This window comes from Anaerocolumna sp., assembly GCF_032079385.1.
In the GTDB taxonomy this organism is placed as follows: domain Bacteria; phylum Bacillota; class Clostridia; order Lachnospirales; family Lachnospiraceae; genus Anaerocolumna.
The window spans coordinates 282432-301648 of the sequence record NZ_DAMAUC010000002.1 but is presented as its reverse complement, the minus strand read 5'-3'; the positions used below and the strand labels follow the sequence as shown (position 1 = coordinate 301648).

Sequence of the window (19217 nt, the reverse complement as noted above, 5' to 3'; positions counted from 1 at the left end):
CAGGTTTTCTACAATCGTAATGTATGTTGAGGCAGTATATTGCAGGAGGGGAGAACACTTCAAATGTCTATGAATGAATTGATAAAAAGTAAAGAATAGCATCTTCAATTTTTAACCAAAAGGGCGGAAATTAATCCGCCCTTTTAGAATATCCTAATTTATATCATTTGTTTTTTATGAGTTTAGGAATTTTTCAACTATTACTATTCCCCGCCAGGGCCATCACGGCGTTCCTGCTCGTCCGGTATTATATTTTTTACATTTGATGTATTTTTTGTAGTATCTTTTGCAGAGTTTTTGGTACTGTTTTGAGTTGTTCTATTTTTTGTATTCTTACTTTTTCCCATACTGCACCGATTCCTTTCCTTTGTGAAAATTATGAGTGTATAGGTGATTATTTTATTATCTCCTATCACTAATAGTATCTGCTTACAGAATAGAAATATGCATTCCTTAACTATGAGAGGAAAAGAAGTTTGTATTTAATAGGTAAGTTTTGATTTATTTTCTTTGGAATGACAAATATAATTGATACAGTCTGTAAAATATTCATATAATAGAGTAGAATCCTTTAGGTCTGACAAATCTAATTCTATGAAGCTCACATAATCTTGATACTCCGCTTTAAACTGCTCCTTGGAAAGTTCACCAAAAGCCGGAATAAAAATACCTGCTTTTTTGCTGTAACAAGTATTTGCTTTGGCTTGTACCCGATATTCTTTATCAACAAATTGAGCAACGCTTTTATGAATTGCCATATCTTCTTTTGGTAAATAATAATAATCCTTGTAATTATTAAAAAAATATTTAAGTTCGCCTTTAAAAACAGGTATTTTTAGGGTAACATTATTAGAAGCCACAATAAATTGTATAGACATATTATCATAGGTACCATCTATAGAAGCAGTTAGTGTGTTTTCCCAATGAACAGATTTCGGTACTTTAAAGGGAATAGTTACCCGTAGTTCTAAAAAGCAGATTTCAGATTCTGTATTTGAAATGATTTCTGCATTCCAAATCTCCTGTGAATCAGTTATATCAATGCATACATGTTGGAATATATCCTTATATAGATCACTATCAAAAATATCAATATAGCATAATATACTGGATATAGATAATAAACCCTTAAGGTCTTCTGCATTATGTAATAGAAGTATTCCAAGCAAATCTTTGGAAGAAGGTATTTCCTTAGAACAAGAATTAGGAGATATGTTATCTATCTCTTTTGGAGAATTACTTTTGTGTAGCTTTTCATAACGGCTGCTTCCAAGATAATTGGCATAAATCTGAATTAAATCTGCGCCCGAATAGGTATCCTCTCTTGCTAAACCAAGGAAGACTTCTACTGTTTTTAGCTTTAGGTTATCAAGAGGAAGTATTTTTTTATAAGGAATTAGTTTTTTATAAATATCAAAACTGTCTATAAGAGTAAAAGGGTTATCCATATTATGTTGTTTGCATTTATTCAGTATAAATGGAATATCAAAACCATTTCCGTTATAATGGACCAAACGTTTATAATGCTTTAATTTTTCAAAAAACTCATGAAGAATTGCAGCTTCCTGGTTCATATCATCGGCAAACCATTGAATCATCTGCCAGGTACCATTTTCAAAATATACACAGCCTATTAAGTAAAGAAAAGAGGTTTTTGCAGACAGTCCTGTTGTTTCTATATCAAAAAACAGGATATCTTCCATATTATATGGATTTTGTATAGGGTAGAGTAAATTATTATCTAATGTAGTATGTATGTTTAACATTTTGATTACCTCGACTTAAAAAAATATAAACTTTCTTATTATTAGCTTACCTTAATATTAAGTTTACCTTAATATTATTATAAATAATTGTTTTTATAGTATGATTCGTTATAATTTAGGTTATCATGGGGCAAAAGCTTGTTCCTGATATTGTACTCCACTTAAAAAATACAAGCAAGCTTGCTTTTCTTCATTACGTTTTTGTTATATCATGAACAAAAAGGCTGTTCATGATCTGGGCACTCCACTCAGAAAAATACAAGCAAGCTTGTTTTTTCTTCATTACGTTTTTGTTATATCATGAACAAAAAGGCTGTTCATGATCTGGGCACTCCACTCAGAAGAATACAAGCAAGCGTGCCTTCTTCTTCATTACGTTTTTAATATATCGTGAACAAAAAGCGTGTTCATGATCTGGGCACTCCATTCAGAAGAATACAAGCAAGCATTCTTCTTCATTACGTTTTTAATATATCATGAACAAAAAGCGTGTTCATGATCTGGGCACTCCACTCAGAAGAATACAAGCAAGCATTCTTCTTCATTACGTTTTTAATATATCATATATTAAAATAAATGTCATTGTTTGTCTGAGGAGTTGGCATCCAAAATTTCATATGTAATAAATATAAAATTGTAGAGAATAGCAGTATATAATATTACATAAATATGGTAAGATAGAAGTGAGATTTATTTTTAGTGGGATGAATTTTGTAGAAAAACACCTGAAAGAAAATAAAGGGAAAATGATTGAAGAACAGAGAAAACGTAAAGGCTTTTATTGAGTAAGTTTAAGAATTTAAGAGGGAAGATGTTTTGAAAGAATTAAGAGAAAAATCACAAAAGATAGAAAGAATTAAAAGGGGTGATATTGTGAGCAATATACTAAGTGATGATTTGATAGGTACATCAAAAAGTTATTTTAGTGGTGCATTGCGATTTATATTAGTGGGATTATTAGTACTGATTCAATTTGCTTTGATTCTTTTGCTTACATATTGGCTTAGTGAATCAACTATTTATATCTATATGATAATTGAAATAGGTAGTATATTTATTACGATTGGATTGGTAAATGATAATAGAAGTCCTTCCTTTAAGCTGGGCTGGATTTGTATTGTTTTAATTCTGCCAATAACTGGACATATTATGTATGCCTTGTGGGGAAAGACCGGATCAAAAAAGAAAATTGAGAAAAAAGTTCTGGCAAAAATAAACCACGGGTATCAGTATTATCATTATGACCCGGAACTGGCACAAGAGTATGAAAAGAAATATCCTACCAAGAGCAGGATGTCAAGATACCTGGAGTCCCAGCACTTTCCGCTGTTTAAAAATAATCATATTAACTACTATCCTATGGGAGAAGATGTCTTTGAGGCAATTTTTAAAGACATTCGAAATGCAGAAAGATTTGTTTTAATTAACTTCTTTATTATTGCAGAAGGGGTTCTTTGGAGAAAGATTCACGAACTGCTGCTGGATAAAATTAAAGAAGGTGTTGAAGTTAAGTTTATGTATGATGACTTTGGTGCTACATTAAGAACACCAAAGAATTTCAGAAGAAATTTAGAGGCAGAAGGTTTTCAAATCGGTGTATTTAATCCTATCCATAAATATACAGACAAATTATATATGAACTATAGAAGCCATCAAAAGATAATTGTTGTTGATGGAAATATTGGTTATACCGGTGGAATGAACCTAGCTGATGAATATGTAAACCTGGTTCATCGATTTGGTACATGGAAAGACAATGCAGTACGTGTGGAGGGAGATGCAGTTTGGGGATTAACCGTCACCTTTCTGCAAATGTGGGAAATCTGCAATCCCAGTCAGATAGTTGATTATAACATTTACCGTCCCAACAAAGTATTTAAGAAAAACGATGTGTATTGCCATGTAGTTGCAGATGGTCCTGCTAACCATCCTAATAACCCTATTGAAAATATTTATAAACAGATTATAACCTATGCGAAAAAGTTCATTTATATTACTACACCATATCTGATTATTGAGGATGATATGAGGCAGGCACTTGTTACTGCTGCAAAAAGCGGTGTTGATGTAAGAATTATAACACCTTATATTCCGGATAAAAAACATGTAAAGGTTTTAACTAATTATAATTATGGAAGATTGTTAGAAGGTGGAGTAAAGATTTACGAATATACACCGGGATTTATTCATGCAAAAACAATTATTAATGAAGATTGCGGGATTATTGGAACCATTAATATGGATTACCGCAGTTTTTACCTTCATTACGAATGTGGGCTATGGATGTGTAATAAAGATGTGATTCAAGTAATCAAAGAGGATTTTTTGAAGACCATAACGGAAAGTCAGGAAATAACTTATATAGATTGGAAAAACAGGCCTTGGCAGCTAAAAATGTACCAGCCTTTTTTAAACCTTTTTTCCACTTTAATGTAGCATAAGGCAAACGTTTGTTTTTAAACACCTTGATTATTTTAAGCTTTATCGGTATAATGGATATAAAATAAACTTAGTTATATTAAAAAAGGCATAGGCATATTGCTGTGCCTTTCAATATAACTGGATGTACATAGGAGCAGATTATATGATTTCATATATAAAAGGTGAACTTGTAAAGGTATGGGAAGAAGGCGTTATTTTAGAAACAGGTAATATCGGCTATGAAATAAAGATGCCTTTATCCTCCTTAGAAGATTTGCCGAGAATAGGAAATGATGTTAAGATATATACATATATGCATGTTCGTGAAGATGTAATTGGATTGTTTGGCTTTATAACGGAAGATGACCTGAATATGTTTAAACTATTAATCACAGTCAGCGGAATCGGTCCCAAAGGGGCTCTTGGTATTTTATCTGCAATTACTCCCGATGATTTACGATTTGCAATATTATCCGATGATGCTAAGACCATTGCTAAGGCTCCAGGCATCGGGAATAAAACCGCAAGTAAGATGATTATTGAGTTAAAGGATAAAATTAAGTTAGAAGACGCCTTTGAACAAAAATTAATGAATCAAATAAATGAACAAGAAAGAGGGACAGGCACTGGTTCATCAATTGCGGATATTCGTCACGAGGCCATTCAGGCTTTGGTGGTTCTTGGCTATTCCAAAACAGATGCTGCCAAAGTGGTTAGAAATATAGATATTACAGAAGATATGACTTCAGAAGATATCCTGAAGAAGAGCTTAAAATTTTTAATATAAAGGTGCTGTAAGAATGGGAAAAAGAATTATTACAACAGATTTAACTGATGAAGATAAAAAAGTAGATAATACCTTAAGACCCCAGAAGCTGGATGACTATATCGGTCAGAAAAAAGCTAAGGAGAATTTAAAGGTATATATTGAAGCTGCAAAACAAAGAATGGAATCTTTGGACCATGTGTTATTTTATGGACCACCCGGTCTTGGCAAGACCACATTGGCGGGCATCATCGCCAATGAGATGGAAGTAAACATGAAGGTTACTTCAGGACCTGCTATAGAAAAGCCAGGAGAGATGGCGGCTATTTTAAACAATCTGCAAGAAGGTGATGTGCTTTTTGTGGATGAAATTCACCGGCTCAACAGACAGGTAGAAGAATTGCTATATCCAGCTATGGAGGACTATGCAATTGACATAGTTATTGGCAAAGGTTCTTCTGCAAAATCCATTCGTCTGGATTTACCTAAGTTTACTTTAGTTGGAGCAACTACAAGAGCAGGTATGTTAACACCGCCTTTAAGAGATCGATTCGGTGTAGTAAACCGATTGGAATTCTATACGGTAGAAGAATTAAAAGAAATTATTTGCCGTTCGTCTGATGTATTCCAGGTAAAAATAGAGGAAGACGGTGCTTTGGAGCTTGCAAGAAGATCCAGAGGAACCCCTCGTCTGGCAAACCGTTTATTAAAAAGAGTCAGAGATTTTGCACAAGTAAAATATGATGGTGTGATTACAAAAGAAATCGCTGATTTTGCCTTGGACTTATTGGAAGTAGACAAGTTAGGCCTTGATAATACGGATCGTGAAATTTTATTTACTATGATTAATAAATTTGACGGAGGACCTGTTGGTATAGATACCATTGCAACTACCATTGGAGAAGATTCCGGAACCATTGAAGAAGTGTATGAACCTTATCTGGTACAAACCGGTCTGATTCTTCGGACTCCAAGAGGCAGAGTAGTTTCAGACGTGGCTTACAAGCATTTTGGTTTACAACAAGAAAAGCTTGTATAAGATAAAAACTTGGTTTATAATATATGTTATTAAAGTTGTCTGATCCTGTATTTCTTATAATAACTCTGAGAGGGGGTACCCGGGAAAGCTGCGGGAGTCCATTATGAATAAGATGAATGATATTGAAGTAATTATTAATAATAAGCGATACAATTTGCTGGGATATGAAAGTGAAGAGTATTTGCATAAGATTGCATCCTATATTAACAACAAATACTCAGAGTTTAAGAAAAAAGATTTTTATAAGATGATGGATTCTGAAATGAAGAGTATTTTATTAGAAATTAATATAGCGGATGATTATTTTAAGATACGTAATCAGATTAAAGACTTGGAAACTGAGAATGAAGATAGCAGTAAAGAAATTTTTAATTTGAAACATGAATTAATTTCCATTCAAACGAAATTGGAAGAAAAAGAAAAAGAAGTGCAAAGTTTAAAAGAAGAGCTTAACGAAGCGCAAAAGAAAATCATCCGTTTAGAAACGGAATTAACAGATAAAAATCGTTCGTAACATCAAATCCGCATAGAAGACCGTAGTATGTCTTGCTAGGCGGATTTTTATAAATACGAAAAGGCATAGTGTGAAGTAAAGTCTTCACAAATGGAAGACCATATCTTCCATTCTGAAGAACTCCAACACGAGAATCCATTGAAATTCTCATGTTGAACTTCTTCGTCTATTATTTGAAATGTCGCAAAGCGGCATCAGGTTTGGAAGGGTGTAATTTATGAGAAAAATTGAAATACTGGCTCCGGCTGGTTCTATAGATAGTTTAAAAGCTGCAATTAATGCATCCTGCGATGCGGTATATATAGGTGGAGCTAAATTTGGTGCGAGGGCTTATGCAGATAACTTAACCGAAGACCTTATGCTTCAGGCCATAGATTATGCTCATATACACGATACCAAAATATATTTAACTGTGAATACCCTGCTAAAGAGCAAAGAATTAGAGAATGAATTGTATGATTATTTAGTAAAATATTATGAGCAGGGAATCGACGCGGTGATTGTACAAGATACTGGTGTTTTGCATTTTATACATGAGCATTTTCCGGATTTGGATATACACGGAAGTACTCAGATGACTCTTACTATGGAAGAGGGTGCCAACGTGTTAAAACAGATGGGATTAACAAGGCTGGTCACCAGCAGAGAATTAGGGCTGGAAGAAATTAAAAATATTCGTAAGGGTACGGACTTAGAAATTGAAACTTTTGTCCATGGAGCACTTTGCTATTGCTATTCCGGCCAATGTTTAATGAGCAGTATGTTTGGAGGCAGAAGCGGCAACAGAGGAAGATGTGCCCAACCATGCAGAATGCCATATCAGTTAAAAGGTGACAATAAGGTACTTAATTCAGATAAAGATAAATATGTACTTAGTCCAAAAGATATCAGTACTATAGATATGATACCGGATCTAATAGAAGCAGGCATTGATTCCTTTAAGATTGAAGGAAGAATGAAGCGTCCGGAATATGCTGCCGGTGTTACTTATATGTATCGCAAATATGTGGACAGATATCTGGAATTAGGTAAAGAAAAATATGAAAGATATATGCAGGATCATAAAGGAGAATTAAGTGAAGATATACTGATCTTGCAGGATTTGTATAATCGTGGTGGCTTTTCACAAGGATACTTTGTAAATAAAAATGGACGAAATATGATTTCCTTAAGCCGCCCTAACCATAGCGGTGTTCATGTTGGAAAAGTAAAGAGCATTAATGGTGGTAAAGCGCAGATACAGCTTATTCAAGATATTAATCCTCAGGATATTTTAGAAATACGTGAGGAGGAAAAATTGTATGAATTTACTGTGAAAAACGGCGAAAAGACCGGTAACATATATTCCGTTAATTTAGGAAAAGGTTCACCAGTTAAACCTGGATTTTTAGTCTACCGGACAAAGAATAATTATTTATTGGATCAGCTGGGTGATAATTATTTAAAAGAAGAAGTGAAAGTACCTATTACTGGAAAAGTAATCATTGACACCGGAGAACCTATTGTAATAGAGTTAAAATACAAGGATATTTGTGTCAGGGTTAATGGTGACATAGTAGAAGCAGCAATGAATCAACCCATGACCGAGGATAAGATTCGTAAGCAAATTATGAAAACTAAGGAGACTTCTTATGTTTTTGAAGAACTTCAAATTCATATTAAAGGAAATCCTTTTATACCGGTACAAAAATTAAACGAATTAAGACGTGAGGGGATCCAGGCTTTGTCTGAAACCATAGCAGGGCAATATAAGAGAACGACAGAAAATAATAATTTTAATTTATTAGCAGACAAAAAAATAATGGAAAGTTTAAAAGACAGTAAAATCAACGGAGAAGATAAAACAGGCATCAGCGTATCTGTTTTTGATAAAAATCAGCTATCTGTAGCTTGCAGTTATCCAGAAGTGACCGCTGTATATTTGGATAGTGATATAGTACCATTTTCTGAGCTGCTAAAGTTAACCCAAATGATAAAGGATAGTAATAAAAAGTGCTATATTATACTTCCGCATATTTTTCGAAAAACAACCTATGAATTATATAAGCAGAATAAAAACATATTGGAAGATAATACTATAGATGGGTATATTTTGCGAAACTTAGAGGAGTACGATTTTATTCATTCTGTACTGGATGTAAGTCATTCAGGAAAAGATATTATTGCAGATTATAATCTATACGTAATGAATCGACAGGCGGCAGCTTTTTGGAGAGATTTAGGCATTGTTAAATTAACGGCTCCTGTTGAGTTGAATTATTCCGAATTAAAGGAATTAACCGGAATTTACTCTGATATAATTGTATATGGTAGAATACCATTAATGGTTTCTGCGCAATGTCTTGCAAAGACTTCTTCTGGTGGTAATAATAAGAATTATAATAAAACCAGTGATGAACCTTGTTGTTTAACAGGTACGGACAAGATCGAATTAATCGACCGTTTTGATAAGGACTTCCAGGTAAAGAGACATTGCAGAGAATGTTATAATACCATTTACAATAGCCAATGCCTATCTTTATTAACTTATAAAGATCAGGTACTTAATACAGAACCTAAAAATATTCGACTGAATTTTACTTTCGAAACACCAAAGGAAACCGATAAGGTGATTCATTCCTTTATTCAAAAATACGTATATCATAATAATAATGTTGAAGAAATAGAAAATTATACCCGAGGACATTTTAAAAGAGGTATAGAATAAAGTGAGGCGGAGCTAGCTTGATCAATATATTCACTCAAATATCGAAATATCTGAATATTGTGTTTATTGCTTTTTATACCTATTATGCTTTTCGCGTGTTTAGTTTGACCGACAGGGATAAAAAGGATAGAATTTATCGGAAGATGAAACATATCATATATCTGTTTCATTTTGTATGTTATTTGATTATATTTTTAAGAACCGAAAGTTTAAAAGTTGCAGGACTATATGTTGCACAATTGATAGCAATGACCGTAATCTTTGCAATCTATCCTTGGATTTACAGTAACATTTCTAAGTTTTTATTAAATCATATGATGTTGTTATTAACGATTGGCTATGTAATGCTTACACGTTTGCATTTTGACAAGGCGATTAAACAATTTGCCATTGCAACTTTTTCAATTGTTTTTTCTATCGTTATTCCGATTATTATAGAGAAAATAAAGAAGTTAGAAGATTTTGGATGGGTATATGGAGCATTGGGAATTGCAACTTTGTTATCAGTTTTACTTTTTGGAGTTTCCAATTATGGAGCAACCAACTGGATATCTATTAAAGGATTTACTTTTCAGCCTTCTGAATTTGTAAAAATCATTTTTGTTTTTTGCATAGCTTCCGTACTATCGAAACGAAAGGATTTTAAATATGTAGCAGCAGTTACAGTACTGGCAGCGGCGCATGTTTTGATATTAGTACTGGAAAAAGATTTGGGTGGAGCCTTAATATTCTTTGTGACCTATTTGATTATGCTGTATATTGCCACTTCACAGCCCTTATACTTTTTTGCCGGACTTTCGGCAGGATGTGTTGCCTCTTACCTGGCCTACCATATGTTTAATCACGTTCGTGTTCGTGTAATGGCTTGGAGAGATCCATGGAAATTAATTGATAATGAAGGATATCAGGTATCACAATCCTTGTTTGCCATAGGAACAGGCGGCTGGTTTGGTATGGGATTGTATCAGGGACTTCCAACCAGCATACCGGTTGTAGACAGTGATTTTATTTTTTCGGCCATTTCGGAAGAGATGGGTGGATTCTTTGCAATATTACTGATTTTAATTTGTATAAGCTGCTTTCTTATGTTTGTTACCATAGCGATGAAAATACAGGAGTTATTTTATAAATTATTGGCGTTAGGATTAAGTGCTCTGTATCTGTTTCAGGTGTTTTTAGCAATTGGCGGTGTAACTAAATTTATTCCGTCTACAGGAGTTACATTACCTTTAGTTAGTTATGGAGGAAGTTCTATATTAAGTAGTGTTATTATGTTTAGTATCATACAAGGGTTATTTATAATGAATCAAGATAGGAATGAGAAAATTGAAAAGAAGAGAAGAAAAACTAAAAAATCCCAAAAATCATAAATTGAATCCTTTTCATAAAAAAAATTCCGAAGAAAATATGGGAAATCAAAGTTATACCGAAGCTTACCCGGAAGATAAGGCTAAAGTCAAAGGGAATGCCGGAGATAAGAAAGATGGAAAGAATAGAGAAATTATTCATATTACTTATGTATTTGTGGGATTATTTATATTAGTAATCGGATATTTTTCATATTTTATGATTGCAAGAAGCAGTGAGGTAATTAACAACCCCTATAACAAGCGTCAGGATCTTCTGGCAGAGCATGTAGTAAGAGGAAAAATCTTATCTGCAGATGGAGTAACATTAGCAGAAACCGTTGTAGATGAAAAAGGAAATGAAACAAGGCTTTATCCTTACAGAAATCTATATTCCCATGTGGTTGGACGGTTCTCGAAAGGAAAAACCGGTATTGAATCCATAGAAAATTTTCATTTGTTAACTTCTAATGATAATGCGTTTGTTAAAGTATTCAATGAATTATCCGGTGAAAAGAATGCAGGGGATAATGTAATAACGACATTGGATACGAAACTACAGGAAGTTGCTTATGATGCCCTTGGTAATTATAAAGGAGCCATTGTAGTAATGGAGCCTTCTTCCGGAAAAATCCTTGCTATGGTTTCAAAGCCCGATTATGATCCCAATGAAATTACTTATAATTGGGAGAAATTAGTGGAAGACAAAGAGAATAATTCTGCTTTGATAAATCGGGCAACTCAGGGGTTGTATCCGCCAGGTTCCATATTTAAAATATTAACCATATTGCAGTATATGAGAGAAAACCCCAATTATAAAGATTATAAGTATAATTGCACTGGAGAGGCAGTTTTTAATAGCGTTAAAATTCACTGTTATGGTAATGAAAAGCATGGAGAGGTTGATATTAAGAAATCATTTTCGGAATCTTGCAATACTTCCTTTGCAAATATGGGTTCCCAAATTAATATGAAAGCTTTTCGTGAACTTTGCGATACATTTTTATTTAATTCCAACCTGCCTACTAATTTACCTTATAATCCAAGTCGATTTGTGATTTCAGGCTCCTCCAACATTAATGAGATGCCCCAAACGGCAATTGGTCAGGGAAAGACACAAATAACACCCCTTCATAGCGCTTTAATTACATCTGCTATAGCAAATGGTGGGGTGCTTATGAGACCCTATACAGTTGATTATGTTGAAAATGTGAATGGCACGGTAGTAAAGAAATATATGCCCGAAATTTACAAAACACTTATGGCACCGGAAGAGGCACAAATATTAACCGAGTACATGGCGGAAACGGTTAAAACAGGAACGGCAAGTTCCTTAAGCGGTAAGAAATATACGGCAGCAGGAAAAACCGGCTCTGCGGAACATCAGGAAGGGAAGCCGGCACATTCCTGGTTTGTAGGCTTTGCACCAGCGGAAAAGCCTGAAATTGTTGTAAGTATAATAGTGGAAAGTTCAGGCACAGGAAGTCGGTATGCTGTCCCTATTGCATCTAAGATATTTAATGCTTATTTTAATAAGTAAGTTAGGTTCTTATTATAGGGTTTGTGCGAAATGCATAAATTTTAGTTGAACTTTTATGAAAAATGAAATATAATGATTGTTAGATAAGTCGACACACCACAATACAGGAGGAATTGCGATGATTGAGGCAACGAGCTGTGGAGGTGTAGTTATTTTCAGAGGAAAGATTTTACTACTGTATAAGAACTATAAGAATAAGTATGAAGGCTGGGTTCTACCTAAGGGGACTGTGGAAGAAGGAGAAGAATATAAGGAGACCGCCATCCGTGAAGTAAAAGAGGAAACAGGTGCGGATGCGTCCATTATAAAATATATTGGTAAAAGTCAATATACATTCAGTACGCCGCAGAATACAGTAATAAAGGATGTTCATTGGTATCTAATGATGTCTGATAGCTATTACAGCAAACCACAACGGGAAGAATACTTTATGGACTCTGGATATTACAAATTTCATGAAGCATATCATATGCTTAAATTTTCTAATGAAAAGCAGATATTAGAACGGGCTTATAATGAATATGTGGATTTAAAAAAAAGTAATCTATGGGGAAATAAAAAGTATTTTTAATAAAAAAGGCAAGTGTACTCAGATAAGTGGAGTTTGCTTGTCTTTTTTTGTGTAATACAAAGAAAGTCCTTGCTATCTGGAAGAACATGTGTTATAATTGCTAAGTCAAAATACACGTATGTTGATTTTCGACTCGGTGCCTTTTAGGTTAGTCGAGAAAATGAGGCATACGGAAGAAATTAACCAAATGGAGGTAAATTATGAGCGTTATTTCAATGAAACAATTACTTGAAGCAGGTGTACATTTCGGACACCAAACAAGAAGATGGAACCCTAAAATGGCTCCTTACATCTTCACAGAAAGAAATGGTATCTACATTATCGACTTACAAAAATCTGTAGGTAAAGTAGATGAAGCTTACTATGCAATCAAAGACATCGTAGCAGACGGTGGTACAATTTTATTCGTTGGTACTAAGAAACAAGCTCAGGATTCTGTAAAATCAGAAGCTGAACGTTGCGGAATGTACTATGTAAATGAAAGATGGTTAGGTGGTATGTTAACAAACTTCAAAACCATCCAAAGCAGAATTAACAGATTAAAACAAATCGAAACTATGTCCCAAGATGGTACTTTTGATGTTCTTCCTAAGAAAGAAGTTATTGAGCTTAAGAAAGAATGGGAAAAACTTGAAAAGAACCTTGGCGGTATTAAAGATATGAAAAAAATACCAGATGCTATCTTTGTAGTAGATCCTAAGAAAGAAAGAATCTGTATACAAGAAGCTCACGTATTAGGTATTCCATTAATTGGTATTGCAGATACTAACTGTGATCCGGAAGAATTAGATTATGTAATCCCTGGTAATGATGACGCTATCAGAGCCGTTAAACTTATTGTAGCTAAAATGGCAGATGCTGTTATTGAAGCAAATCAAGGAGTTCAATTAACTGACAGCACTGATGCAGCTGAAGAAGCAGTAGAAGAAACAGTAGAAGCATAATCAATTCACAATCAATTAAATGGAGGTATTTTAACATGGCTATTACAGCAGCAATGGTAAAAGATTTAAGAGAAATGACTGGCGCAGGCATGATGGATTGTAAAAAAGCACTTGCCGAAACAGAAGGTGATATGGACAAAGCAGTTGAGTTCTTAAGAGAAAAAGGACTTGCAGCAGCTGAAAAGAAAGCTGGAAGAATCGCAGCTGAAGGTATTAGTTACGCTACAGTAACTGAAGATGGAAAAATTGCAGCAATCGTTGAAGTTAACAGTGAAACAGACTTCGTTGCAAAGAATGACAAATTCAAAGATTATGTAGCAGCTGTAGCTGAACAGGTGAAAACAACATCTGCAGCAGATATCGATGCATTTTTAGCAGAACCATGGGCACTTGAACCGGCCAAAACTGTTAAAGAGGAATTATCTTCTCAAATTGCTGTTATTGGTGAGAACATGAACATTAGAAGATTCAAAAAAGTTGTTGCTGAAAACGGCTTTGTTGAAGCTTATATTCATGGCGGCGGAAGAATTGGCGTATTAGTTGAAATGGATTCTGACGTATGTAATGATGCAGCAAAAGAAGTAGCAAAAAATATAGCTATGCAGGTAGCTGCTCTTAATCCGAAGTATGTGAATGAAGCTGAAATACCAGCTGATTTCATGGCTCATGAAAGAGAAATCATTAAGGCTCAAACTTTAAATGAAAACTCCGGAAAACCAGAGAATATCATTGAAAAAATGATCGATGGACGTTTAAAGAAAGAATTAAAAGAAATGTGCCTATTAGATCAATTATATGTAAAAGATGGAAATTTAACTGTTCAAAAATATCTTGATGAAGCTTCTAAAGAGCTTGGATCAAAGATCGCAGTTAAGAGTTTCGTTCGTTTTGAAACTGGCGAAGGAATCGAAAAGAAAGAAGAAGATTTCGCAGCTGAAGTTGCAAAACAGATGGGCCAGTAATAACATTTATATGATTACACGAGAGTGTTAGAATATTTAAAGTAAAAAAACCGTAGCCTTATCTTTTAGGGTTACGGTTTTTTCTTCGGCTCTATGTCAAGTATTGGGGTGTGATTGCTTGTAATTACGCTCCAATACAGGGCTATGAGCTATTTTTATGTTTGAACTATAATTCTATATTTTGGGGCATGACAAATAAACCTCGTGCCAGTCTTATTTATTATTAATTACATGAGTGTAAAATACATGTGAGAAAGTAGTACAATCCTTGCCGAATAAAAGACCAAAGCCTAAACGACGTTGGTTTTCCAGAGCGTTAAAACAGCTCTTATAGTATGGTCTATATTTATCCGCTTATTTTACTGATAAGATGGAACTTTACTAATTAATCTAATACTTGTCTCTAAATGATTTGCAGTATAGTTTGACTAAACAATGAAGACGAAATGGGGATTGGCTTTGAATAAAAATACAAAAATAATAATATTTGGTTTCGCATTAATGCTTTTTGGAGGAATATTTGAAATAACCTCTGCAATATACAAAAATATGTTTATTTATTCTTATGGATTATACATTGGTTATATAATAATATTGATTGGGTTGCTTACTTATAAAAACAAATAGAGTATGTAAAACTATCATGGATCAATCGACACACAAAGACGATTACATAGCAGATTTAAAGAACCAATTGATTGCTTTAAGCACAGTTGAGTAGCTGCCTTAGGCTGTTATCGCATAAATATCTTACCGTAGTTTTGCCGGTCGTCAATTATCAAATCAGCATAAACGGTATGACCATCTACCAAATACACTAGCCACAGATGTTCCCAAAATGGAGCTGCTCTATATTTGGAAGGAATGTCTGCCAAGCGGCATCCTCTAACTGGATTATTAGTCAGGGCATCAATTGCTTCGTCGAAAGCATCCAGTAAGCGAAGCGCACAGTCAGGACCATTGTCATCATAACATAAATCTGAATAATGCATCAAAATATAGTTAACCGATGCGCTGGCTTCAACCTGGTATTCCATTTTTTTTCTCCTGTATTCTCTCGCGTAATTTTGAACTAATTTCTTTAGCAGGGATACCCTGTACTCCATGGCTCCGTTGTTCTGCAATTTCAAGAAGCTTTTCTCTGAGTTCCAGCCGTTTTGTTCTCTGGTCAAATGATTCTATATCCATTACGACTAAATCTCCCTCACCGTTTTTAGTTAGGTAGACAGGCTCACCAGTTGTTTTGCAGAGGTCTGCAATTTCATTGTAATTTTGTCGTATTGTTGCAGATGGTTTTATAATAGTGGACATAATTGTCAACTCCATTCGTAGTATAATAATGTATTTATTATAGTAAAATTATAATTATATTATACTATGCATTAGCATAATAGACAACGGATTTTTTATTATAGTTTTCAAAAATGAATACGAAGAATAGGTTCCATTAGTTTAAGGGTGTGTTTTCTGGCGTTTTTTTATGCTTAGTATCAATATATCATATTAGTTTTATTTTAAAAGGAATAGTTATCTATAAAAATTCTCTTGACTTATTGCTAAATTTTCTAGAATGAAGTAAGATAGCATAGTAAAACAAAAGAAAAACGTATGTAAGACGGTATAAATGTTCTGGATTATGATTTTGCTTACCTTAAAGTAAAGAATATATTCTGAGACACCATAAAAGGGACAAAGTACCAACAAAGGAGGAAACGCTAGTTGAGAGACATAAAGATAAGTATTAATCAAAAAATTTGTTTCTTTATATCATTAATTATTATTGTTGCATTATCAAGTATTTCATTTATTAATTATAGGATTGCAAAACAAGAATTATCCCGTTCCAATCAGATCATTTTAACAAATGTAATAGAAACCTCTTTATTAGAAATCAATAAAAATTATGGATATACTATAGGAGAAGACCAACGGATGACAGAGGAGGAAGCAAAAGAAGCTTCTTTAGTCTCAATCGGCCAGCTGCATGGGAATGAATTAGATTCTATATCCGGTGCCACAGAAAGTGAAACAGATACCACATCTGGTGCTACGACTAATTCTAAGTTAAAGTACCATGCCTTGAATCTAGGAAAAGACGGACATTTCTTTATAGTCAATTCTAATGGAGATGTAATATACCATCCATTTCTAAAGGATAATATTTTCGAATTAAAATCAGAAGACGGAAGATTTATCATACAGGATATGATTCAGAAAGCAAAAGAGGGAGGAGGAACTTTACATTACAGCTTAGATAGAAAAGTAAGCGAAAATACTGGGAATCAAACAGTATATACTCAATATTTCCCTCAGTGGGACTGGGTGGTTACGGCAGTAATATATGATGCTGATTTGTTAAGAGGCTCGACGATAATGCTAAATTATAATCTTCTGGTGTTGTCCATTGTCCTAATTATAGCATTAGGCGTAAGCATATTGATTACAAGAAAGATAACAAAACCAATCAAGATTATTTCAGGTATTTTGCATAGGGTATCAACCGGAGATTTAACAGTAGATAAAGTCAATATTAAAACCCGGGATGAGACGGAATTGCTGGGAGATTCCGTAAATCTGCTTATTGATAAATTAAATCACATTATGAAATTAATGAGTACCAATAGTAATAACCTAAATCAGTTTTCCATGGAGTTAAAAGGCTCGTCAGATCAGGTTGCTAAAATGACAGAGGAAGTATCAAAATCCATATACCAGATGGCGGAATTTGGGGAGGAACAATCCCGAAGTACTTTGAATAGTGTGGAAGAAGTCACATTGTTAGGTGAAGATATTAGAGAAACAGCAGATGCAAGTGCTAAGATCGAACATGCAGCCAAAAAGACCATAGAGTTAAAAGAAGATGGACTATATTCGGTAAAAGAGCTAAAGGAAGCAAGTATCCAAAATAATACCAATTCAATGGAGATGGAACAGGTAATCAATGAAATCTATAAACACTCCCAGAAAATAGGTGAGATTGTAAATATTATTGCAGGTGTGGCAGAGCAAACCAATCTCCTGGCATTAAATGCCAACATTGAAGCCGCCCGGGCAGGTGAAACAGGAAAGGGATTTGCTGTAGTTGCCGAAGAAGTACGTGCCTTGGCCACTGAAACCGCAAAAGCGACAGAAGATATCCGGAAGAAAGTAGATGAAATGCTGAAACAGTCCATAACAGCAGTAGATTTTGTGAAAAAGAACCGTATGGGGGTGGATAATATGAATCATACAGTCCTGGCCACAGAAGGTATTTTTGACACAATTTCAATTGAATTGCAGAATTTATTAGAAGATATTAAAAGAATTACAGAACATAATTATGAGACAGACCAGAAAAAAGATAATATTTTGGATATGTTAAATCATATTTCTCAGACGGCAGAAGAAAATTCCTCTTCTATAGAAGAAATTTCTTCTTGCTCTGAGGAACAGGCTGTGACTGTCAATGAAATTACCAATAATATATCTAAGCTAAGCGAAATGGCAATGGATCTGAATGATCTGATTCATACTTTCCAGACCAGATAATTATAAAACCTTATCTATTATAAAACAACTATAAGTGAGTTTATATGCTCATTCGCAAAAGAAAATTCTTTTTTAAGTAATATAAATAAGGAGGTTAGGATGGACGGTGCTATGGTCTATCTTAACCCCTTTTATAAAATAGTAGTGGAAATGTACGTGCAACATATATAAAAATGAGTATGAAGAATTAAAACGAATTCTGAATTTTATTGTTTTGTATGTTGTATCCCAGATATAATTCTTTGTGGGTTACTAAGAAACAGAGTAATAATCCATACAATCAGGCCGCAAAGTACAATAACAATTCCAAGAAGGGCATCGTTTAAACTAAGATCTAAAAATCCTTCCCCTTCAGCAACAGAGAAGAATCCATCAACTGTCCACATTAATGAAGCGCCCCAGTACATAAGTGCTAACATTCCAAGCTTTGTATTCTTTCCCAGCCCCGGATGAAAATACCAGATTATTGTTGTGATTACAGCTGCGAAAGAAGTAATTATAAGACACATAGTTATACCTCCTCTGCATTCTTCTCAGAAAGAAGCAGTGCATCTGCTTTCTTTTCGATTATATTATAGGCTAAAACGATCAGGAGCCATATTGAAGTTACCACAATTACCATTGAAGTTCCTACGGTTGCAATTTCCATCAGCATTTCTGGAATATCGGCAGGATTCATCATTGCAGTTAAAAATGGAAACCATGGAACAACTTCTCCGTGCCAAATATGTTCAATTGCCAATAGAAAAGAGCCTCCCCAAAGCATAGTGTTCAGCCAGCCAAGTTTTTTACTAAAAGTTACTTTCTCTTTATTTTCTAAATCGTCTGACCTTTTGCTGGACTTAGAAATCTTTTCTTCTTTCTTTCTACAGTTATGTTTAATTGCTGTTACAATAACCGCTTCTGTAACTGGTGCTATAAAACATCCCATAATATTTTCCTCCTTTAAGAAATTTAATCTTTTGATATTTTAAAACCTGTTTTTATGAGCTCTCAGATTTGGTTTTATAAAATCCCCACTTTTTATTAAAATGCTTGTTAACTTCTTCAGCAAACTTGATATAATCTTTCAAGATTCTGAGAGATTATATAAAATCCAGAACCCTTATTAAG

18 protein-coding genes are annotated in these 19217 nt (G+C 34.1%); 12 read left to right on the top strand and 6 right to left on the bottom strand.

The features are described 5' to 3' along the window. Positions 1-203: 203 nt before the first annotated feature. Both RT261_RS03075 and RT261_RS03070 read right to left on the bottom strand, forming a co-directional pair. On the bottom strand, positions 204-347 hold the full coding sequence (locus tag RT261_RS03075) for a hypothetical protein (RefSeq protein ID WP_313129192.1): 144 nt from the start codon (positions 345-347) through the stop codon (positions 204-206). 135 nt (positions 348-482) lie between these two features. After that, positions 483-1766: a ribonuclease H-like domain-containing protein gene (locus RT261_RS03070; protein WP_313129190.1), complete on the bottom strand. Its 1284-nt coding sequence runs from the start codon at positions 1764-1766 to the stop codon at positions 483-485. Positions 1767-2582: 816 nt separating this feature from the next. Here RT261_RS03070 and cls point away from each other — a divergent pair. From cls to RT261_RS03015, 11 genes are all read left to right on the top strand, one after another. Further along, a complete protein-coding gene (cls, locus tag RT261_RS03065; RefSeq protein ID WP_313129188.1) occupies positions 2583-4202 on the top strand; it encodes a cardiolipin synthase in 1620 nt (539 codons plus the stop codon). A 148-nt stretch (positions 4203-4350) separates the two neighbouring features. Beyond that, complete coding sequence (gene ruvA, locus RT261_RS03060; protein ID WP_313129185.1) at positions 4351-4974, top strand: Holliday junction branch migration protein RuvA; 624 nt, start codon at positions 4351-4353, stop codon at positions 4972-4974. Positions 4975-4987: 13 nt separating this feature from the next. Further along, positions 4988-5992, top strand: coding sequence for a Holliday junction branch migration DNA helicase RuvB (ruvB, locus tag RT261_RS03055; RefSeq protein WP_313129182.1), 1005 nt, complete (start codon positions 4988-4990; stop codon positions 5990-5992). A gap of 103 nt (positions 5993-6095) precedes the next feature. Beyond that, positions 6096-6506, top strand: a complete 411-nt coding sequence (gene zapA, locus RT261_RS03050; RefSeq protein WP_313129180.1) for a cell division protein ZapA — start codon at positions 6096-6098, stop codon at positions 6504-6506. Between the two features lie 217 nt (positions 6507-6723). After that, a complete protein-coding gene (locus RT261_RS03045; protein WP_313129177.1) occupies positions 6724-9213 on the top strand; it encodes a U32 family peptidase in 2490 nt (829 codons plus the stop codon). A gap of 143 nt (positions 9214-9356) precedes the next feature. Further along, positions 9357-10583, top strand: coding sequence for an FtsW/RodA/SpoVE family cell cycle protein (locus RT261_RS03040; protein ID WP_313129175.1), 1227 nt, complete (start codon positions 9357-9359; stop codon positions 10581-10583). Beyond that, a complete protein-coding gene (locus RT261_RS03035) occupies positions 10531-12099 on the top strand; it encodes a peptidoglycan D,D-transpeptidase FtsI family protein (protein WP_313129174.1) in 1569 nt (522 codons plus the stop codon). The genes RT261_RS03040 and RT261_RS03035 overlap by 53 nt, the downstream gene beginning before the upstream one ends. A 118-nt stretch (positions 12100-12217) precedes the next feature. Continuing rightward, entirely contained in the window at positions 12218-12670 is a 453-nt protein-coding gene (locus RT261_RS03030; RefSeq protein WP_091689362.1) for an NUDIX hydrolase, read from the top strand. Between the two features lie 200 nt (positions 12671-12870). After that, complete coding sequence (gene rpsB / locus RT261_RS03025; protein WP_313129173.1) at positions 12871-13614, top strand: 30S ribosomal protein S2; 744 nt, start codon at positions 12871-12873, stop codon at positions 13612-13614. A 35-nt stretch (positions 13615-13649) separates the two neighbouring features. Further along, positions 13650-14576, top strand: a complete 927-nt coding sequence (gene tsf / locus RT261_RS03020) for a translation elongation factor Ts (RefSeq protein WP_313129172.1) — start codon at positions 13650-13652, stop codon at positions 14574-14576. Between the two features lie 459 nt (positions 14577-15035). After that, a complete protein-coding gene (locus RT261_RS03015; RefSeq protein WP_313129171.1) occupies positions 15036-15203 on the top strand; it encodes a hypothetical protein in 168 nt (55 codons plus the stop codon). 107 nt (positions 15204-15310) lie between these two features. Here the strand turns inward: RT261_RS03015 and RT261_RS03010 are convergent, their stop codons facing one another. Together RT261_RS03010 and RT261_RS03005 are read right to left on the bottom strand one after the other, a co-directional pair. Further along, the gene (locus RT261_RS03010) at positions 15311-15613 is read right to left on the bottom strand and encodes a type II toxin-antitoxin system RelE/ParE family toxin (RefSeq protein ID WP_313129169.1); all 303 of its coding nucleotides are present in this window, start codon (positions 15611-15613) and stop codon (positions 15311-15313) included. Continuing rightward, a complete protein-coding gene (locus RT261_RS03005) occupies positions 15597-15887 on the bottom strand; it encodes a type II toxin-antitoxin system Phd/YefM family antitoxin (protein WP_313129168.1) in 291 nt (96 codons plus the stop codon). Before RT261_RS03005 ends, RT261_RS03010 begins: the two co-directional genes overlap by 17 nt. A 408-nt stretch (positions 15888-16295) precedes the next feature. Between RT261_RS03005 and RT261_RS03000 the strand changes: the two genes are divergently transcribed. Next, positions 16296-18104 (top strand): methyl-accepting chemotaxis protein, encoded by a 1809-nt coding sequence (locus RT261_RS03000; protein ID WP_313129166.1) that lies wholly within the window; start codon positions 16296-16298, stop codon positions 18102-18104. Positions 18105-18310: 206 nt separating this feature from the next. Here RT261_RS03000 and RT261_RS02995 read toward each other — a convergent pair whose 3' ends face one another. Both RT261_RS02995 and RT261_RS02990 read right to left on the bottom strand, forming a co-directional pair. Further along, complete coding sequence (locus RT261_RS02995; protein ID WP_313129165.1) at positions 18311-18613, bottom strand: hypothetical protein; 303 nt, start codon at positions 18611-18613, stop codon at positions 18311-18313. A gap of 2 nt (positions 18614-18615) precedes the next feature. Beyond that, complete coding sequence (locus tag RT261_RS02990) at positions 18616-19035, bottom strand: hypothetical protein (RefSeq protein WP_313129163.1); 420 nt, start codon at positions 19033-19035, stop codon at positions 18616-18618. Between the last annotated feature and the right edge of the window lie 182 nt (positions 19036-19217).